General features: G+C 60.1%; 11 protein-coding genes. 3 read left to right on the top strand and 8 right to left on the bottom strand.

The window, feature by feature from the left end:
- The first annotated feature begins 85 nt into the window (after positions 1-85).
- The 3 genes from BLR03_RS13250 to BLR03_RS13260 all read left to right on the top strand — a co-directional run bounded on the left by BLR03_RS13250 (position 86) and on the right by BLR03_RS13260 (position 5,056).
- Entirely contained in the window at positions 86-673 is a 588-nt protein-coding gene (locus BLR03_RS13250) for a YdcF family protein (RefSeq protein WP_091253251.1), read from the top strand.
- 491 nt (positions 674-1,164) lie between these two features.
- The gene (wecB, locus tag BLR03_RS13255; protein ID WP_091253377.1) at positions 1,165-2,307 is read left to right on the top strand and encodes a non-hydrolyzing UDP-N-acetylglucosamine 2-epimerase; all 1,143 of its coding nucleotides are present in this window, start codon (positions 1,165-1,167) and stop codon (positions 2,305-2,307) included.
- Between the two features lie 70 nt (positions 2,308-2,377).
- Positions 2,378-5,056 (top strand): heparinase II/III domain-containing protein, encoded by a 2,679-nt coding sequence (locus tag BLR03_RS13260; protein WP_091253253.1) that lies wholly within the window; start codon positions 2,378-2,380, stop codon positions 5,054-5,056.
- Positions 5,057-5,077: 21 nt separating this feature from the next.
- Here the strand turns inward: BLR03_RS13260 and BLR03_RS13265 are convergent, their stop codons facing one another.
- The 8 genes from BLR03_RS13265 to BLR03_RS13300 all read right to left on the bottom strand — a co-directional run bounded on the left by BLR03_RS13265 (position 5,078) and on the right by BLR03_RS13300 (position 19,996).
- Positions 5,078-7,282, bottom strand: a complete 2,205-nt coding sequence (locus BLR03_RS13265; RefSeq protein WP_139184549.1) for a heparinase II/III domain-containing protein — start codon at positions 7,280-7,282, stop codon at positions 5,078-5,080.
- A 349-nt stretch (positions 7,283-7,631) separates the two neighbouring features.
- A complete protein-coding gene (locus BLR03_RS13270) occupies positions 7,632-12,014 on the bottom strand; it encodes a glycosyltransferase (protein WP_091253256.1) in 4,383 nt (1,460 codons plus the stop codon).
- 48 nt (positions 12,015-12,062) lie between these two features.
- A complete protein-coding gene (gene wecC / locus BLR03_RS13275; protein ID WP_091253258.1) occupies positions 12,063-13,307 on the bottom strand; it encodes a UDP-N-acetyl-D-mannosamine dehydrogenase in 1,245 nt (414 codons plus the stop codon).
- 13 nt (positions 13,308-13,320) lie between these two features.
- Positions 13,321-15,114: a glycosyltransferase gene (locus tag BLR03_RS13280; RefSeq protein WP_254788473.1), complete on the bottom strand. Its 1,794-nt coding sequence runs from the start codon at positions 15,112-15,114 to the stop codon at positions 13,321-13,323.
- Positions 15,115-15,233: 119 nt separating this feature from the next.
- Positions 15,234-16,124, bottom strand: a complete 891-nt coding sequence (locus BLR03_RS13285; RefSeq protein WP_175460542.1) for an ABC transporter ATP-binding protein — start codon at positions 16,122-16,124, stop codon at positions 15,234-15,236.
- On the bottom strand, positions 16,108-17,004 hold the full coding sequence (locus tag BLR03_RS13290) for an ABC transporter permease (protein WP_091253262.1): 897 nt from the start codon (positions 17,002-17,004) through the stop codon (positions 16,108-16,110). Before BLR03_RS13290 ends, BLR03_RS13285 begins: the two co-directional genes overlap by 17 nt.
- Positions 17,001-18,740: a glycosyltransferase family 4 protein gene (locus tag BLR03_RS13295; RefSeq protein WP_091253264.1), complete on the bottom strand. Its 1,740-nt coding sequence runs from the start codon at positions 18,738-18,740 to the stop codon at positions 17,001-17,003. Before BLR03_RS13295 ends, BLR03_RS13290 begins: the two co-directional genes overlap by 4 nt.
- Positions 18,737-19,996: a glycosyltransferase family 4 protein gene (locus BLR03_RS13300; protein WP_091253266.1), complete on the bottom strand. Its 1,260-nt coding sequence runs from the start codon at positions 19,994-19,996 to the stop codon at positions 18,737-18,739. The genes BLR03_RS13295 and BLR03_RS13300 overlap by 4 nt, the downstream gene beginning before the upstream one ends.
- Position 19,997: the final 1 nt, after the last annotated feature.

Consider the following 19,997-nt stretch of genomic DNA (forward strand, 5'->3'; position numbering starts at 1 on the left):
GCATCACGCATTTTTCTTTGCAAGTTTTTTCGCAGTAATCGCGCACCATTTCGCCACCTGAAATCTGCGTGCCAAACTCTTAGCCGTGCCTCCTTCCGTCGCCGCGGTGAATACCGCCACCCGCAGGGTGCTGGCCTTCGCCGTCGGAGGCTTCCTGCTGTTGCTGCTCGTTGCCGCCCAGATGTTCGTCAACGTGGATCCGCTCAGCCTTCACCGGACCGACGCGGTCATCATGCTCGGCGGCGCGGCCTCCGAGCGGCTGCCGGTGGCACGCCAGTTCCAGGAGCAATTCCACATCCCGGTCCTAGTGATCTCGCACACGGACACCGTGGGCAACCGCGTGGCGGATGAGGCGTGCAATGCAGCCGCCTTCCCCAACGCGGACGTCATCTGCTTCAGGCCCCCGGATCTGGACACCCGGGGCGAGGCGGAGGCGATCTCCCGGTTGATCGAGGCCAACGGCTGGAGGTCCGTCACCGTGGTGACGTCCAGCTATCACGTCACCCGCGCCGGTCGGCTGATCAGGCAATGCACGACGGCGGACGTCCAGATGGTTGCCTCACACCCTGACCTGGATTTCATCCAGTGGATCCGTCGGTTTGTGATTGAAACCGGGGGGCTGATCGATGCATCTTTCCGGCCGGAATGCGCCAATCAGCGGGCGGAAATGTAACAATTGAACCTCATCCGGTTGAACTGGTCAGCCGGTTCGGGCAACTGACCGAGGCGAGGAGGACACGCTGGAACACTTTTCCGAGGTCGCTCCCCCGCTGGTTGCCACACCCCGGCATTTGCGACGCCGCCGACTGCACCAGGACATTCCCGACACGCTGCTGGTCCCCGGCGCCGAACCGCTTCCGCTGTCGACCGAAACTACGGCGTCTGCCGAATGGCCGGCAGAGGATTCGACACACGGGAAGGGCAGAAGCGACAATCCAGTTGTCGGCCGCCAGAAGCAGGAGTCCATAGAAGTTTCACGGCGACGGAAGCGGACCATAGCGCTTTGCATAGTGATTTTGGTCGCTCTCAGCATCCCTGCGCTGGTGCTGGCACTGATCTTCGCCGGCTAAGGGTCCCGGACGGCTGTCCGAGTTCACGGCTCGGCTGTGCAGTCGCGTAGGATTCAGTGGCAAACCAACTCGCGATCCTATGGGGGGACTTTCCATGCCCAGCATCATGCCGATTTTCGGGACGCGGCCAGAGGCCATCAAGATGGCCCCTATCGTTGCCGCGTTGCAACAATCTGATCATTTCGATTGTGTCGTGACAGTGACCGGGCAACACCGCGAAATGCTGGACCAGGTCAACGAGCTCTTCGGCATCGTGCCGGACCACGACCTCAACATTCTCCAGCAGCGCCAGTCCTTGTCCGCGATCATGACCCGCACCATTGACGGGCTCGACAAACTGTTCACCGACAATAAACCGGACGCAGTAATTGTCCAGGGCGACACAACCACCTCCACTGCAGGAGCCATCGCTGCGTTTTACCACGGTATTCCGGTGGTGCACGTTGAAGCCGGGCTGCGCAGTGGAGATCTTTTTTCACCGTTCCCGGAAGAGGCAAACCGGAAGATCACCAGCCAGATTGCCAGCCTGCACCTGGCGCCGACCAGCACCAGCAAGGCTAACCTGCTGGCCGAAGGAGTGAACCCGGACGACATCGTCGTCACCGGCAACACGGTCATCGATGCTCTGCTCACCACCGTGGACAAGCAGATCGCCTTCACCGATCCGCAACTCGAAGACCTCGCCGCCAGCGGCCGGAGGATCCTTTTGGTGACGACGCACCGCCGCGAGAACCAGGGTGATGCCATGCGCGGCGTGGGAAGGGCGCTGGCCCGAATCGCCGCTTCCGAGCCGGAACTGGTTATCGTTTTGCCCGCCCACAAGAATCCCGTGGTACGCGAAGCCGTCCTACCGGCACTCGAAGGCCTGTCCAACGTCGTGGTCACCGAGCCCTTGGCATACGGTGAATTCACTCGAATGCTCTCGCTGGCTCACGTCGTTCTCACAGATTCAGGCGGCGTGCAGGAGGAGGCTCCGAGCCTCGGCAAGCCCGTTCTGGTCATGCGGGACAACACGGAGCGTCCGGAGGCCCTCGCTGCTGGAACGGTATCGCTGATCGGCACCGACGAGGAACGAATCGTCAGCGAGGTATCGCATCTGCTGAAGGATCAAGACCACTATGATTCCATGGCCAATGCGGTAAACCCTTACGGCGACGGCAAAGCCGCCGAAAGGACCGTCGCAGCTTTGGAGCACATGCTGAATCTCGGCGACCGAATTGCCGAATTCGGTCTATGACCGAACAGCTAAGCGCGGGCCCGGCGACTGAATCTCGTGTATCAAAGCGCAGTAGAAGACTGGAGAACCGATGGTGCAGCCGATCAATTTTGAGGTGATGAAGGAAGCGGTTTCCCGGCAATTGCCCCAGGGATCCGACGAAGCCTCCCGATCGCGAGCCGCGCGGCTGTATCGCCAAGGCGAGATCGTCAGCGCAAGATTTGGGGTTCTTGACTACAACGGTGGTCAGATCTGGGCTGACTCGACCAAGAGGTCGCAGGCCAGATTTGTTCACGGCTTCCTTTTCCTCTCGGACTGGCACGGAACTTTGCTGCGTGATGCGGAAGTGAACCGGTCTGCTGCAGCGACCGCAATACAGATTGTCCGGACCTGGGCCAGCGCGTACGCCGATGGAACCAAGATCCCCGCTGTCTCTCACCATGACGAAACGACGGCTCAGCGGCTGATTCAGCTAACTTCATTGATCCATCAGCTCAAAGCCCTTGTGAACGAGGAAGACTTCATCTGGCTGACCGATTTGGCCGTGAATACAGCGGACCTTCTTGCCTCTGACGAGTTCCATGCCACCGGCAATAACCATGGCATGTTCCAGGACCTGGCCCTTCTGTACTTCAGTGTGATGTGCGAGGAGACTCCAGAGGCAGATCGCGTGCGCTTTTTTGACGTATCGACGCGGCGTCTCCACTCCTATTTTTCCTCGTCGTTCACCGCGGACGGGGTGCACGTGGAAAACACGCCCACGTACCACCTTATGGTTTGCAGGCACGTGCATGGGGTCCTGGAGATTCTGTCGAAAGTCAACCACGAGCACGCGGACTACTATCGCCGTCTCTTGTCAGCTGCCGCAGGTTACGCAAGCCACGCGCTCATGCCGAACGGTATGTACCCACCCGTCAGCGACACGACTCAGCAATCGGAGGTACGGGCCGCGCGGCAGAACATCTTCGACAGCGAAGAATTTGCGTACGCTGCCTCGGCCGGCAAACTCGGATCCAAGCCTCAACGGAGGACCATGGTCCTCCCGGACTCAGGCTATGCGATCTATCGGAGTGCGTGGGGCGACCCGAAGGCAACCTTTGCATTCTTCTCGGCGGCGTACAACGCAAATTATCACAAGCACTCCGATGATCTGAGTCTGTTTCTGCGCAGCGACGGAGTGGATCTCCTCTCCGAAGCAGGCGGCTATGGCTACGATTACAAGGACCCGCTGACTAAGTTTGGTTACTCCTCCTACGCCCACAATTGCCTTGTTGTCGATGGTGTATCGCTGCCCCGCACCGACGAGTCCAGCCACCTGACGACCCTCGAAGCGCATGAAGTTCGTGATGACGGCTACCGGGTCACCGGGCGGACGCAGCGCCTTAAAGACACGACGCACAGCAGAACTGTCGACATCCGCGAGGAAGCGGGGATCCCCCGGCTTGATATTTCGGACGCCATAGAATGCCATGGCGAGCATTCATTTGAATTGCTGTGGAATCTCGGCCCGGAGGTCGAGCCGGTAGTTCACGGTAACGGTTTTGAACTGTTCCACAACGGCCGTAAACTGATGGACCTTCAGTTCGATGCGGATGTACCCACATACGTGTCGGTGCATAAGGGGGAAAAGCGACCAAAATATCTTGGTTGGCGGTTTCCGCGCTTTGGTGAGGCTATTCCCTCGAATGTCGTCAAAATTGCTTTCACCGGCAGCAGCGCCCATCTCCACACCCGCATTAGACTAGCCGGCTTTAGCTACCTGGACCGCGGACTCAGCGAGGCATCCTCGGACTGGAAGCGAAGCGGCGGGCGTGTCGGGCTGAATTATCTTTCGGTGCCGGCGACCTCCGAAGCGGGCTCGGGGAAGCTCGCGGTTGTGTTTACAGCGATACACCAGCCTGGCGACTTCACATTCAACTACAAGAAGTCCGTAGATCAGACCGGGACGAATGCCCTCTACATTCTCGATGATTTTGGGGACCAGGGAGCTTACTATCTGGCTGACCATGGTGACCGGTCCATTTTCGATTCGACACAATCGCTGATCCGTGCGGAACTGCACCGTTTGGGACTGACGGCCGCGGATCTGATTACTGCGGGCTCTTCCAAGGGCGGAAGCGCAGCAGTGCTCCACGGAATAGCCGCCGGCGCCGGACGTATTATTGTCGGCGCACCTCAGGTGAAGATCGGTTCGTTCCTTCAGACACCGCACCCGAACATCTTGCGGTTCATCATGGGAGGCACCGACGATGAATCAGTACGCGCCTTGGACCAGGTGTTGTTCGACGCGATTGACGGCCTGGGGGACTCAACGAGGATCAGCATTGTTGTAGGCGAGGCCGACCACCATCATCGCAACCATGTTCTCCCGCTTAAGGAATACGCGGATCGTCACGGCAAGAACATCGATGTAACGGTGCTTCCGGGATTGCCACACGCAGAAATTGGCAGCGTTTACAGAGCTTTCCTGGTCGCAAATATAGAGCAGGAACTGCTGGGGAGCCGCGAACGTGTTGTAACCCACTTGTTCCATCACGCCGGTGACGACTCCACGTCCCTGCACTTGGTCGTGCACGCGCCATCTGGCTGGGAGATTGCTAGTCGCCTCTTCTGCGGTTCCGACCCCGTAGACAGGACCCCCTTCGGAGAAGGCCGTACTCTGCGCTGGAGTTCGCTTCCGCCGGGCCGCTACCGGGCGAGGGTCTTTCTACGAAATCCCGAAAACAGTGATGTGCCCCCATTTACCACCAAATGGTTGACCGTTTCATAGCCATCGGCTGGCCGGGAACAATCAATACGCGGTAGTCGAAAGATTCAGGTTCCGTACCTGAGGCATCGAAAGCTTGACGATGGTTAGCGCCCGTCCATCGGGACCCTTCTCGGGGGCTGGCACGGCGGTAAGGACCGACCCTGCAGGGGCGCCGGTGAATCGCAGAACGAGAGTCTGCCCATCGCGGCTGAGTACGGCCCGGTTCGACCCAAGGGTTACCGATGCATCCGTGACCCACTGCCACACGAGATCAGTGGCCTTGTCGGCGCTCACGACGTCGTTTATCACCATCGAGGTCGTTCCGTGAGAGATGGAACGGGTTGCAACTGATGTTCCCGGCAACGCTTGGCGGAGGTCTGCAGAAGCTGCCGAGGCTGAGGGCTCGGTTACCTGAGCGATCGCAGTTGTCGGCTGGTTGACACCCTGCATCATCAATGTCGAGTGGGATGATGTGCCGGCTTTCCAGTAAGTCCATCGGGTGGGCTCGGCATAGTAGGCGGAGGGGGCGTTGTCCAGTCCGCCCGGGTCTACTGACCATTGGACTCCACGGCGAAACAAGGAGACCGCGCCCAAATCCAGGTGTGCATGATTGGCTGCGTTGACGCCTCCCTTGAGCGTGGCCGTGCTGCCCGGGAGCTGCAGGACTGCAAGCCCCGTGTGGGGATACAGTGCCGATTTCTTGGCTGGCAGGCTGCCCGGTGTCGATGCCCACCACATGAGGTATGCGTCCGGTTTCTGCTTGAACTTCTTCGCTACCCAGGCCGCGACTCCTGAATTGTTTCTCACGTGGGCGTCCCAGGCAGGCATTAGGGGGCTGAGTTCAGCGGGCTCCGCATCTGCGAACGGTGTCGGATGGTCCGTGGGATCCGTACTATTCATCGCGTAGGCCGAAACTTTCGCCAACGACGGCATCGCCACCGGCACGGCTGAATACACGTTGGGCAGCGACGAGTACAGAACGGCGATCGCCCGGCTTTGGTATGTCCAGTAGCCGGGCCCCTCCTGGGTACCGCCATCTGCCGTGATCAGGCGCAGCGCCGGCTGAATGGAAACGAGGGATTCTCTGGCCAGCGCCGCAGCCCTGGCTGGAGACTTCTTGAGGAATACCGCGGCGGCGATGAAGTTGGCAGAGTTGTGGATGGCCGCGATGTTCGTGGGGGCATCGACGAAGTTCTCTTTGTCGGCCTGCAAGCATGTTTGAGGGCCGAGCCAACGCACTAATACTGTCTCCTCCATACCGGTCGACTTCGCCCAGTCCGTCGCCGTTGCTGCCGCGAGCAGTAGATGGGATGACGTCAATGTATTCATGCCAGCGGGCCCGGCTGCCAGTATTTCTTTAGCCTCGGATGCCAAGGCGTTTCGCGCCGCTTGGTCCCCGCCGGAAAGCCAACCGTATCCAAGTCGCGCGACCCGGGGGACATAGGCGGTTCGCAGGTCCGACAGCTGCAAGTGGGTCGCAGCTTCGGACGAAGCCGAGCGAAGCATTTGCGCGTGTACCGCGGCGAGGGTCGGATCCGCATCGACTCGTCCCTTGGCGTCGGCGATCAGCTTCGCGGATGTCGCTACACCAGGGCCGGTGGACGGAAGTACCGGCGTGAATGCACTGCTGGCAGAGGGCAACGCGCAACCACCCGGAAATCCTATCCATCCCGGAGCGGACGGAATCGTGCCCGCGGCGTTCTGCAGTGGGGCTAGCCACGCCGGAGACTTCAGGTCTATGGCGGGAAGCGGTTTACCGATCACCCCTAGCTGGGCAGCTGTGTCCGCCGCCAACTGCGTGGTGAATGCACTCGTCCTGTCCTTCGTCGCCCCGTAGGCAACCGGAGTAATCCGGGCCGCCGCAAAGTCATCGAGAGCTGTGGTCGCGACCGTTTGTTGAGTCGCCCGGAGACCCTTCAGAACCGTCAACTGTTCGGCCGTCTTCCGGACGGTGGATGCCTTGAGCGCCTCTGCCTTCATCTGTGTGGCAACGGCGTCCATGGCTGATTGGGTTGTAGCTGCCGTCAGCGCATCCCCCGCCTGCTTCAGGGACGCGGTACCCGAAGCGATGGCGCTCTTGACCGTCAGGGCATTCGATCTGGCCAGCTGTGTCATGAATGGGCGCGCGTCGACGTAATTCTGTGCGGCCGCATACGAGATCTGGCGCAGGGCGGCCCTTTGCTCGCTTAGAGTGGCGGCCGAAGCCGGGCTCATCGTCAATGCGGAGATCAGGACCGAGAGGGCCACGCCAGCCGAGGTGATACTAACCCATCTGGACGTGGGTCCGGCCGGCACGCCGTTTGTCGCCTGACACGCAAGATCGCGGCGCGGTGATTTCACTAGACCTACTCCATGGAGACGGAACTTCTTCTTATGCCTGGTGGTGCCCAATTGCAGCAACAACCCCTTCCGGAGCTATCGCAAATGGATCACGCCTTGCGCGTCCGTCATCAGCCTATGTTCCGGACGAGTCATGGAAGAAAGCATGCGACGAAGTTTTCGCGCAGGATTAGCCCATGATGCTCGAACCCGGGAAAGATCCTGCCCGAACGCAAGAGGCTCGGGGCAGGATCCCGCACGCTGGCGATGGTGGGCCTCAGTTATCCCCGATGATGACGTTCGACAATTCCGGAAGCACTGTGCGGGCGTCAAATTTCGAGGCGACGAAGTCCCGGGCGCGCTCGGCAGCATTGCCCCACGTCTGCTCGTCCAGGCCACCGATGAACGCCGCCATTTCCGTCTCATCACCGTGCAGCCAAGACGCCGGATAGATCTGATCCGCGCCAGGCCAAGCCAGGCTCACGGGCACGGACCCGGACGCGGCACCGTCGGGAAGCGTCAGGTGGAAGGACTCGAAATCGCTGACCGAGAGAACGATCCCAATCTTGCGGTACCAAGCCGCCATGTCGTCACCTTGTTGATCAAAGGCCACGGCTCCTGCAAGAAGCGGATCCGTTTCGATCTTGCGGTACTGCTCCTCGTAGAAGGACATCTCTTCCGGCCTGTTGGCCATCCAGGGGAAGTCCTCGGGGCGCTTGCCCTTGATGAACAGCCGGTAGCGATCGTCCTGCATCCGCAGCAGCCTCAGGACTTCGAGGGCCTTATCCAGACGCTTGCGGGCAGGCACGATGCCAACGAATCCCAGATTGAATCTGGCGCCGTCGAGCTTGTCCTGATGGAGCGATTCGATATCGACGGCGTTCGGAATGACTCTGCTCTTATGAGAAGGGACTCCGTGGTCGCGAACCGCAACATCCAAAATATGCTTCCCCACGAAGATGACTTCGTCTACGTCAGGGAATGAGACTTCCCTGACGTAGGGTCGGAAGATCTCTTGAAGGTGCAGCCGGGTCACCAAACGCTGGTGTGATGCCTTGTTTTTCGAATACCAAACCGCGTTACCGAGTGTCCACTCGCAGAAGATGACGTCTGCCTCGGCGAGCAATCGGTGGCTCTGCGCCTCGTCGTGCTTGTTGTGGTCGAGCCACTTGTCAATCGTGACGCTGTGACCAAGCTCCTCCAGCTCTGAGATTATACCGTTGGCAAATTTCAGGTCGTGTCCCGCGACCAGTACCTTCTTAGGTCCGGCACTGGTTCCGGCTATCGCCGCAGCCGGCTGGGCCACCAGTTCCCGCCGGAGACACAAGTCCCCGTCGCTCTGGGACACCTCCAGCGTTCGGAGCTGCGGGCCGGATCCATTCCCAAGGCGACGCTGGGCCAATCCAAGTCCCGGAATCTGGAGGTCATCGCTGGAAATGGAGACCGAACCCCATTTTCCGAAGCTGGCAGCCGACAACATGTCCTCGAACACCGTACGGTCGCAATGGCCCGTTCCGGGGCTGCCGATAAATGAGATGCCCTCGGCCGCCGCGCGTCGTGCTGCATCGTCACTGTCGCTGACGATCTCTATTGGCACCTCTGTTTGAACACCGGTATTGGTGCAGTAGATGCGGGCGGGTTGCACTGTCTGCCGACTCAGCAACGACGCGATGCCCGCTGTCAGTTCGGGTACAAAGACCGCGTACGGGGGAAGCTTGGGCGCCAGCACGACGATTCCCGCGGTACGTAGGACATAGGCAAGCCTGTGAGCGGCCGTGTGTGCGCGGTGCACGTGCCGGTAAGCCAGCCAGGCGTCCCGGACACGGGCCGGCTCATTGCCCATCCATTCCTCGATGAGCAGATCTGCCTCTTCCGCCCCGTTCACGATGGGAATCAGTCCGTTCATGACATGCTCGACGCCGACGCCCGTCCCGCTGATTACGGCTGAACCAGACGCGGCAACTTCCATCACCCGCCGCGAAAACATGGTGGGTGAGGCGTCGACAGAATTGACGTTGATATGCACCGGATGTGCCTTGTAGGCTTCGACCATTTCGGCATATTCAAGTCCGCCCCGGACAAAGCGTCCCAGATGCCCAGGGAAACGGTACGGGCTGTCCGGATTCAGATGCTGCCTGTCGTAAATAGACAGTCCATAGTCCTTGGCGACATTGAGTATTGTGGCCAACTCTTCGGACCGGTTCTTGTACCGGTCGCCGTAGTAGGAGCCCGCGTAGGCCACAGAGTGGTCGTACGGACGGAGCGGCGGAACAATGTTGTGCAGCCGCGGTTGGGCATAGAACGGAAGCGAAGCGACCGTCTTTTGCCTGGAACCAGCATTTTCCTTGTACCTGCGTATGCAATCCGCATCGGTGGTGAACACGTGATCAAAGTACGTGGACGTCTTCCGGAAGCGGTTGAAGTGAACCGGGTCCTCCTTGTTCCAGAAGATCGTCGGTACACCCGTTGCGTTGCAGTGCCCCAAGATTGTCCTCAGCGTTGAGAAGGACTCCTCATCGTAGTAACCGACCTTCTGGGCCCACAGTCCGTCAATTCCCTCCCAGGCAGACTCCACGAAGAGCGCATCAATGGGCTGGGCAGCGATCTGTTCGCGCCAGGACTCGGGGCGGAGTTCAACAAGCGTAGCCTCGCCCCGCAGGCCGGCCAGCGTGAACTCGTCGGAAATGATGCCGATAGTCAGCTCGCGAAGTCCGCGGCCAGCCGGCACTGCACTGGCGGCCCTTGCCCTGCCGTGCGCCTCGATGGCCCGTTTACCCGCGGCTTTCCACGTACGCTCGTTGATGGCCCATAGCCGGGCCCGTCTGCCCATCGCGGCGCGGAGTTCTGCATCCTGGGTCAGCCTGCTTATCGCTGCCGCAAGGGAAGCAGGCCGTCCGGCCTCGCTGAGAAGTGCCCGCTCCTGACGTGTGCCTGCAAGATCTCTTGAGGGTCCCAAGTCGCTGAGGATCAAAGCTTTGGCGCTGGCCATGGCTTCGAGGGGCTTGAGCGGGGACACCATCTCAGTCACCGGAAGCCGCCGCCTGGGGCAAGGCATGATGTCGAACAGGCTTACGTAGTCCGGGATCTCAGTTGCCGCTACACGGCCGGTGAAGATGACACTGTCGCGGATCCCGAGCTCCGCTGCGTGACGCTTCAGCTCGGGCAGTTGCGCTCCGTCGCCGACCACCACCACCTTGACGTCCAGCCCCTCGTCAAGAACAAGCTTGCTGGCTTCCAGCAGGTCCTCGAGGCCCTCGTACGGAACCAGGCTGCCAGCGTAACCGACGACGGTCATCCCAACTTCCAGTCCCAATTTTTGACGCAATGCGTCAAGGGGAGGCATAGGAGTAAACGTCTCGGTGTCGACCGAATTCGGCATGAGACCAATCGAATCGGCGTCGACTCCTCGTTGCACCAATTCATCTCGCAGTTGGCTCGTGATGGCCAAAACGGAATCTGCCTCTTTGGCAACGAGGGTCTCGAGCTGAACGGCGAGTCTGAAGCGATCCGTCTCGCCCCATTCGGGGTTATTTGACAGCTGTGTTATTTCCCAGAGGCCTCTCACCTCATACACAAACGGTATGCCCAGTCTGCGGGCCGCCATCAGCGCGGGTAGTGCCGTGACGTAATTTGAGGCGGCGTGGATCACGGAAACCCGATTGCGCTGGGCTTCCCGCACATAGACGTCGACGGCCTCAGTCAGGTAATAGTCCAGGCGGTCGGCGGTCCAGCTCGGTCCGGGACTGAAGATATGTGCCACGCCGTTGATCTCGCGCTCAAATCTGGCCGTTGAGTCAACTGGCACATCAACTTTGGAATCCCACGGATAGCCGGGGCGGGCTACGACGAGCACGTCCTCTCCGTTGGCCTTGAGGCCGGCGACGACGCCGGCCGTTCGCGTCGAGTAGCCATTGCTGTTGAAATGGCCGGTGCTGTGGGCGCAGTACATGATCCGTTTGCGCTCCGCGAGATAACCAATGTTGGGTTGGCGCGGCGAAAGAGCAGGTTTCCGGCTCAGAAGTTCGCACTGGCCCAGGATGTTCTGGATCAGCGCCAGTTCCGTCCCGGTGACCTCGTCCAGCAGCTCAGCATTCCGCAGAATAAACTGGGCGGGCTCCACAATGGATCCCATGACGAAGTAGTCGTGCGAAATCAATTTAATTGCAGCGGCCTGGGACGGCGTGGCCATGAAGTCACTCAGCAACTGTTGCCGTGTGACCGGGGCACTCGCGGACGCAACAACGGCCCCCAGCGCCGTATCCGCAGTCCGCGATGGCGCTCCGCCGACGGTCCGGTTCCGTAGCAAGCGGTCAGTTCCCCCGGGCCGCCCGGCTCCCGCAACGGCGTTGGATAGCAACCGGGCCGGCGCACCGATGGCACGTCCCAGCCGGAGACTCTTGGACGACCTCAGGGCCTTGAGCGCAGCTTTGAGCTCGTTGCGGCTCTTGTTCGCCGCGGTCAATTGGGACTTTGCATTGTCCCTGGCCCGCCGCATAGCCCGGAGGTCTTTCTCCAACGCCTCGACCCGCCGGCGGTCGCTGGCTTCTTCGGCCAGAAGCCGCTCATAGTCCTGAATAACAGAGTCAATGTCCTGCAAATACCGTTTGCGTTTCGCCAGCTGGACCGTGGTCAACTGGGCGACTTCGTCTGAATACTTCATTACTTCGCTTCGCGTCCGCTCGCTTGTATGGTTGCCGCCGTCGTTCTTCTATTGCCAGATGCCCCTGGTGTCCACGATCGCCTTATTGGCCGTAAACGCCGGATCAACTTCCTTGAAGACGTCGTGGTCGACCAGGAGCACGACGGCGTCAGCCGCCGCAATTGATGGTTCGAGTTCTTCGAGTGAAACGTTGTGGAGGTTCGACAACTGTCGCGGCAGGCTGTCGACATGTGGCTCCACAACCAGGATCTCGGCTCCGTCCAGCTTTAGGCTCAGCTTCTGAACAATGGACACAGCGGGAGACTCACGCAGGTCGTCGATGTTGGCTTTGAATGCTAGTCCCAGCACGGCGATCTTCGGCGAAATCTTGTCAGCCACGGCCTCCTGGACTTTTTGGATCACCCAGTCAGGCTTGGAGTCGTTGGTCTCCCGGGCCTGGCGGATTAGCCGGGCTTCGTCAGGCGCCGCCGCCACAATGAACCATGGGTCAACCGCGATGCAGTGACCGCCGACGCCGGGACCTGGCTGAAGAATGTTCACCCGCGGGTGATGATTTGCGAGCTTAATAAGCTCCCAGACGTTAATCCCGAGCTTGTCGCTGATGATGGAAAGTTCATTCGCGAAGGCGATGTTCACGTCGCGGTAAGAGTTCTCCACGAGCTTGGCCATTTCGGCTGTCGCGGCATCGGTGACGAGGATTTCGCCCTGGCAGAAAACACCGTAGAGGGCCCTGGCCAGCTCTGCCGCATGGGGCGTCAGACCGCCAACGATGCGGTCATTAGTGACAAGCTCGATCATGATACGGCCGGGCAGAACGCGCTCCGGGCAGTGAGCCACGTGGATGGCCTTGCCGCCCTGCCCGTCGAGGCTGAGATCGGGCCGCAGTTCTACGATGTATTCACCCAGAAGCTGAGTGGTGCCGGGAGGGGACGTTGATTCGAGAATGATCAGCTCGCCGCCTTCAAGCTGCGGGGCAATACCTCGGGCTGCGGCCTTGATGTAAGTGACATCCGCTGTGCGGTCCGGGTTGAAAGGCGTCGGAACAGCCACGATGTAGGCCTGTGCTTTGGGGGTTTCAATTGCGGCACTTAGCTTTTGCTGGCTCACGGCACCGGCGACGTAGGACGCCAGATCGGGTTCCACGAAGGGGACCTCGCCGCGATTGACCGATTCGACAGTTTTGGAATTCACGTCGACGCCGACGACGTTGATTCCGTTGCCAGCAAGGATGGCGGCCGTAGGGAGGCCGATGTAGCCGAGTCCGATGACGGCTACTTTGTCAATGGTATTCATAGAGAACCCCCAGTTAGACAGAGACTTCGTCCCTGTAGTTTCCAAAAAATTTCACTGTTCCGCTGGCCAGCAGCTCGGCGTCGTCCACCTTCCACGTGTGGCCGTTGGACAGCCGCTGCTGGCAATAGTTGAACCGGTCCGAGGAGTAGACAACTCCCCCACTCCCCGTGAGATCGTTCAGGAAGCGGGTGTCTTCGCCACCAGGCAAGGGTGCAAAGGGCGTAGCGCGGAATATTTCCGCCCGACCGAAAATGGTCGGTCCCATGATGGACCGCGTGTAGCGGTGTTCCCAGTCCGGAAATCGGAGGATGGTGGCGTTGTGTCCGGCCAGGTGCATGTAGTGTGCTTGCTTCCCCACCAGATCAGCCCCAGAGTAGCCTAACGCGTATAGCTGGTCGCTGAGGTAGTGAACCCCGTAGAAATCGTCGTCGTCCATCTTCGTCATCACTTCGCCCGAGGCTGCCGCCACGCACATATTGAGGCACTCACCCAGTGGAACGGACAGCTTGGCCGTTAGCGATGTCATCTTTTTAACGCCAAAGCGCTCCTTGAGCTGGTCCAACAATTCGGACTCAGGTTCAAATCCGTGCGTCAGTAGCACGAGTTCCACATCGACGTCAGCCTGGCTGCCGATTGTCTGAAAGACATGCTCCAGCTGCCATGGACGAATGGTGGACACAAGTGCGGAGATCGACGCCCGCGGTTTGCGATTCACGAGTTCAGGGCTGACTGCCGCCATCACCTGTGCGGCACGGGCGCTGTAGGTGTGGTCCCGCCATATTCTGCGCTGACCGCGGTGGAGTTGGCGATCCCCCAGTTCAGGGTTCCGGTGGAGTGCCCGCAGAAGATTTTCCGCCTCAGCCTGGGTACGGACACTGAAGATTTCATCGGATGCAAAATATGAGTCGATGGCAGGGCTGGGAGTCGTGACGAGATTGGAGCCGGATGCCACAATCTCAAATACCCTCCTGGAGCACATCGTCGGCGAATCCACAACGGAATTCACATTAAGAAATGTCTTGTACGCCTTATAGGCGGTGAGCATTTCGGCATAGTCAAGTCCTCCGACCACGCGGGCGGCAAAAGGTTCGGGAAACTGATACTTCGCGTCGCCACCCATCTGCCGTGAAAAAATCTCCAGGCCCGTATCCATTGTCGATGACGCGGAAACGGCAGCGTTGAGCAGCAAGTCCAATTGTTCACGACGTTCGGGGTACTTCTCCGTGAAATACATGCCGCCAAACGCCACATCCCGTTCATGCCACCCGAACTTGGGCCGAACTGGGTTGTGCAGCGCAGGCTGGGCTGCGAACGGCAGTACCGCAACGCGGTCGTGGCCCAGATCCTCCCTATAGGAGTCCAGTTTGTTGGCATCGCTGGTGAAGACGTGGCCGAACAGCTTCGCAGCCGCCAAGAAATCGTCGTAGTGGGGAGGGTCTTCCTTGTTCCAAAAGACGGTCGGTATATTGCGTTCGTTGCACCATCTGGTCAGTTCGCGCAATGTCGAAGGGCTCGTGTGGTCCTGGCCGGCTACTTTACCGGTCCACGATCCCCCGTTTCCCTTCCAGGCTGATTCGACGAACAGGAAGTCCACAGACTCCTCTTCGAGTTGTACCTGCCACGCCCTCGGCGTCAATGGCACGCAGTCCCATTCCAGACCGAGGGAGGTCGCTGAGAAGTCGTCAAGAATCACGCCAACGCGCGCACGGCGGCGCCCAAGGTCTCGGCGCGGATTGCTTACTGAGGGCTGGAATCTAAGCCGCCGCTTCTTGCCGCGCCCGATCCAAGCGCCCTCGGCGCCCCGCACGGTTTCAAGCTTTCGGTGGCCTGCCTCGAGCGCTTCCCGCGCCAGCCAGAGCCTTACCTGCTGGGGGCCGCCCGATCGGAGATGCCATAGGAACCTCCGCAGAGTCTTGACGTTCGCCCTCACGCTCCGGCCCGCCGAGCAGAGTTTCGATCGCTGACGTCGGCGACTTCAAGATCCTGAATCATCCGGCGCCGCAGCTTCAATGCACCAACGCGATCGCCAGCGGCCATCTTCTGGGTAAACAACCGGTACCACTTGATCACGGCGGCTGGTTCTCCATCGGAAATCAATTCACCTTGATCGATCCAAATAGCCCTGCTGCAGAGATCTGAAATTGTCGCCATGCTGTGACTGACCAGAAACACCGTGCCTGCTTGGTCCAGCAACTCCATCATGCGCTTACGGGTTCTGTCCTTGAACTGCGCATCGCCTGTGTTCAGTGCCTCATCGATGATGAGGATCTCGGGGTCGATACTGGCGGCAATGGCAAACCGCAGCCTCGATGCCATCCCGGCCGAATAGGACTTCATCGGCATGTGGATCGCATCTTCCAGGCCAGACAAGTCGACGATGGAGTCGTACTTCTCGTCGATCTGCCGGCGGGACATTCCCATGGCGAGACAGCCCAACACAATGTTTTCGTCGCCGGACAGGCCCGGCAATAGCGCCGCATTAACACCCAGCAGCACTGGCGTGGACGTGGCATAGACGGCACCGGAGGTGGGCGGGACCTGGCCTCCAACGAGCTTGAGCAAGGTGCTCTTGCCGGAGCCGTTCCTGCCGATGATTCCCACGGACTCACCGTGTTCCACAACTAGTGACAGCTCTTTGAGGGCGGTTACCTCCACGGCCTTGGACTGCTTTACTGCACTCTTGAGCCCGGCCCAGCCGGACGACGAAGACAAAACGTTTTGCCTTGTCCGGGACGTGGTCCTGTAGGTCATGCTCACCTTGTCGATGACAACGGCAGGTGTTCCTTGAACGAAGTTAAGCTCAGAGCTCTCGGCCATATGACTCTTCTCCCTTCCAGAAGAAGACGATTCCGAAAGCCACGGCCGCCACTGACCAGAGGGCCAGAATCACCCAGGACCGCCAGGGACCGACACTTCCGTTAAGCAGGCATTCCCGAGCCAGATAAAGAACATTGTATAGGGGGTTGTATTCCATGATCCCCTTTATAACCGGCGCCCCATCGAACCGATCAATCGAAAAGAACATGCACGAGGCATACATCCACAGCCGCATTGCGTAGGAAATCAGCTGACTGGCGTCATTGAAGATTGACACGACCCTGGCGAGGATAAGCCCAATGCCCAGATTGAAGATGAACTGAAGGACGACTATTGGTATAAGCATCAGCCAACGCCACGAAATTTCTTCCGCCGGCGGCAGGATGATAATTAGAATGAGCATCGTGATGAGGACCGGAATGTTTGATAGCAGCTCTCGCAAGTTGGCTGCTAGAACCACACTGGCACGGGGAAACTGAAAGGCCTGGATAACGTTCTTATTTGCCGAAATGATCCGAGATGAGCTTGAAATAGCCCGGGTAGTCATCTGGAAGAGAAACACGCCAATAATAAGGAAGGCGACGAAATTTTCAATTCCACCCCCGGACTTCAGCAGCACACCCATGATCAGGTAAAACATGAGCCCGTTCAGCAACGGGCCCAGCACCAGCCAAGCCAACCCGAGCCGGTCCTGCTCATTCCCGGTCTGAACCCTCGACCTGGCATCGTAGTAGACGAAGTGCCTGTAGTCCCAGAGAGCAACGAGGTAGTCAAGCAACGGCGGGCGCGCACCCACGCGGCGAAGGCCGCGCAAGTTCACGGAAGTACTTACCGCTGTGGGTTGCGGCGTGTGGGGGGCGGTTGCCGTCTCGGTACTCATGAACGCGCCACCAATAGTCGCTCATATGCCGTGGTCAGGGACAGTGCATTGGCCCTCCAGGTTCGTTTGTCCAGCACGTCTTGCCTTCCTGCCCGTCCCAAACGGGTCCGCAGCTCTTCGGAGTTGATCAACGACTCCAATTTAAGGGCGATGTCGTGGCTGTCTTCCGCATTTGCGAGCAGACCGTTGACACCGTCCGTCACTATTTCCATCAGTGCTGGCAGCCTGCTCGCTACAACTGGCCGGGCGCATGCCAGCGCTTCCACAGGTTTGAGGGGAGTGACGGAACGCGTAACTTCGAGGTCCCGGCGCGGAACTACAAACACGTCCAGCGCCCGGTGGTAACCTACCGCCCGTTCCTGAGGCACTCGTCCCGTAAAGATGATGCGATCGTTGAACCCGCTCTGACGAGCCTGCGCCTGAAGTAGAGGCTTAGAAACGCCATCCCCCACGATGAGCAGACGCACATCCGGACGTTTCCGTGCGATCAGCGTATACGCCTCAATGAGGTCGTTAATTCCCTCATAGGCTACTAAGCTACTGACCGTCCCAATGTAATAGCCGTCCTCTTCGAGGCCCAACTCGCGGCGCGCGTCGGCCGCACCCGCGGGCTGCTGGAGGAACGCTCCGCCCACGGCATTGGGAGCGATGATGATCTTCTCGCCGGGGATGCCCGCGGCGAGAATGTTGGCCTTCATGGCATCCCCCAGCGTCACCACCAAATCGGCGTCGCCCATGAGATCGGTTTCCCGGTCCTGGAATAGTCTGTACTTTTCGCTGTCCCGTGCCTCTGGTGCCCGCGTGGCAGCCCAGGTGTCCGCCAACTGACCACGGACCTCGTACACCCAAGGAATGTCCAAGGCCTCGGCCACCGCACGGACCACCATTCCATTGACAAAGTGCGTGGTGGTGTGGAGGACGCTTGGCCTGAACTGCAAGGCAACCCGCAGTAGTTCCTCCGCCTGCTGCTGCAGACGCGCATCCATGGTCGGTGCCAGCCGTGACGGGAGGAGACGACGGTAACGGACGCCGTCCACCACGTCACTGGCGCGGGCAAGGAATTTGCCCACCTGCACGGGATACCCGAGCCTCGTGACGGCCAGGACGTCCCAGCCCGCTTCCTGCTGGGCCACCATGATTGAGTGGGACCTCTGGGCGTAGCCGCTGGCTGTGTGGGGAAGGGAATTAGTAAGCAAATGCAGTACCCTGCGAGGGACGGGTGTGAAGTCCTGCCGCTGCAGCGACGGCGCCGCGCCCGCGAACACTGCTTGTTCGCCGGCGAGACGTGCCTGCTGTCGCCGTCCCGCAGCGCCGGAGCCATCGAGGGCCCTCACGGCTTCGCTGAGGTTTCCGTCATGCCACAACCTGCGGGCCCGTGCAGACTTGAAGCCGGGCGCACCGCTGGCCCGGGCCAGTAGCGCGTCGGAAATCTCGGTTAAGCCCGCAGACAGGGCTATCTCAGCCAAACGCCGGTCCCGCTCCCCCTTGGCGCACCCACGGACGGCGAGTTCGAGACGACGCTTAACGTCGTCGTCGTTTCCGTTACTCAGCGCCGCGAGGACCACCGGCGTTGCAACAGAATCTCTCGGAAGGACGGCGGAAGCCAAATTCCCCAGCGGACGCATTACGGAGGGCAGACGGCGCGCTGCCTGCAGGTACAGAAGGAAAGGATCATCAATGAAGTGCTGGCTGAGAACGCCCGCGGCAAGCCGCGCATTCTTGAACAACTGGATCATGTGCCGGAGACAGTTCGCGCAAGGAGTTCGGAGATTAGATCCATGTAGCGGCCGGCAAGGTGTCCATATTCTGCGTTGGCCTTCACCCACTGCCGGCTATCCCCGTTACGCACGAGCCTGCTCCGATCGGCGGCGAGTTCGCGCCACAGATCCGCCACGGCCTCCGGGGAGCTGGGAACAATGTCCCCAGCCTCCGCGTCCATGACAATCCTGGCTGCTTCACCGCGCACCATGGCTGTTACATGCCGCCCGATTGCCAAGACCTCATAGGTTTTGGACGGAACGGTGGTTTCGAAGGATTTCCAGTCGTCGCGAAGAGATACGACGCAGGTATCGGCAGAAGCATACCGTTCGAGCATGGCATCGCCGGTCAGGGGAGAATGAAACGTGACCGGTGCTTTCAGTTGCCGCGCCAGTTTCTCCAACGCCGGCCGCTGTGTCCCGTGTCCCACCATGTGCAAGTGCATAGAATCACCCACGAGGGCACTTGCTCTGATGGCCACATCAAGTCGCTGGCTCTCGCCGTGGTTACCCAGGTACAACGCCTCGAATACATCCCGCTCGGGTTCAGGCGGCCCGACGACGGGGATGGCGTCCAAGTGGACGCCGTTGCTGACAGTCGCCACGTTGCGGATGCCGCGCGCCCTTAGCGTAGCGGCGAAGCCCTCAGTCACGGTGATCACGAGGTCCGCCCGGTGCTGGACGAATTCCACCACATGTTCCACAACGCTCTTGACGCTGCCTTGTACTAGCCGGGCGTCGCGCGCAAGGTCCGGCCATGCATCCCGCATTTCCACGATCAACGGTACGCCGCGGACCTTGGCCAGGATGAATCCGGCCGCGAGGGACGGCAGACCGGGGGCGGTGACAATGACGACGTCAGGTTTCCCAACCATAAATCCTGCGGGAACCGATAAAGCAGCGGAAAAACACTGGTCCAGCAGACGCGCCGCTCGGGAGTTGCCGTGGCGGAGGTAAGGAACACGGAGTATTTTTTCGGTAAATTGCCCCTTTTGAAGGCGAAACGGCCTCCCCGCCATCCGACGAGGCAGGGCCCGCCGGCCGAACGGATAGTGCGCCACGGGCGTCACGACGTCTACATCCCAGCCGGATCGTGAAAATTCCTTGATCATGGCGGTCCACCGGCGCTGCGGGGGGCTTTGCTCCGGCCAGTAGGAGTGAGTCAGGAGTGTTATGCGCAGGCGATCCTTACGCGTCGCGACGGACGAGCGTTCACCATAGACTTCATCGTGCATC

Source organism: Arthrobacter sp. ok909, from assembly GCF_900104405.1.
GTDB classification, from domain to species: domain Bacteria; phylum Actinomycetota; class Actinomycetes; order Actinomycetales; family Micrococcaceae; genus Arthrobacter; species Arthrobacter humicola.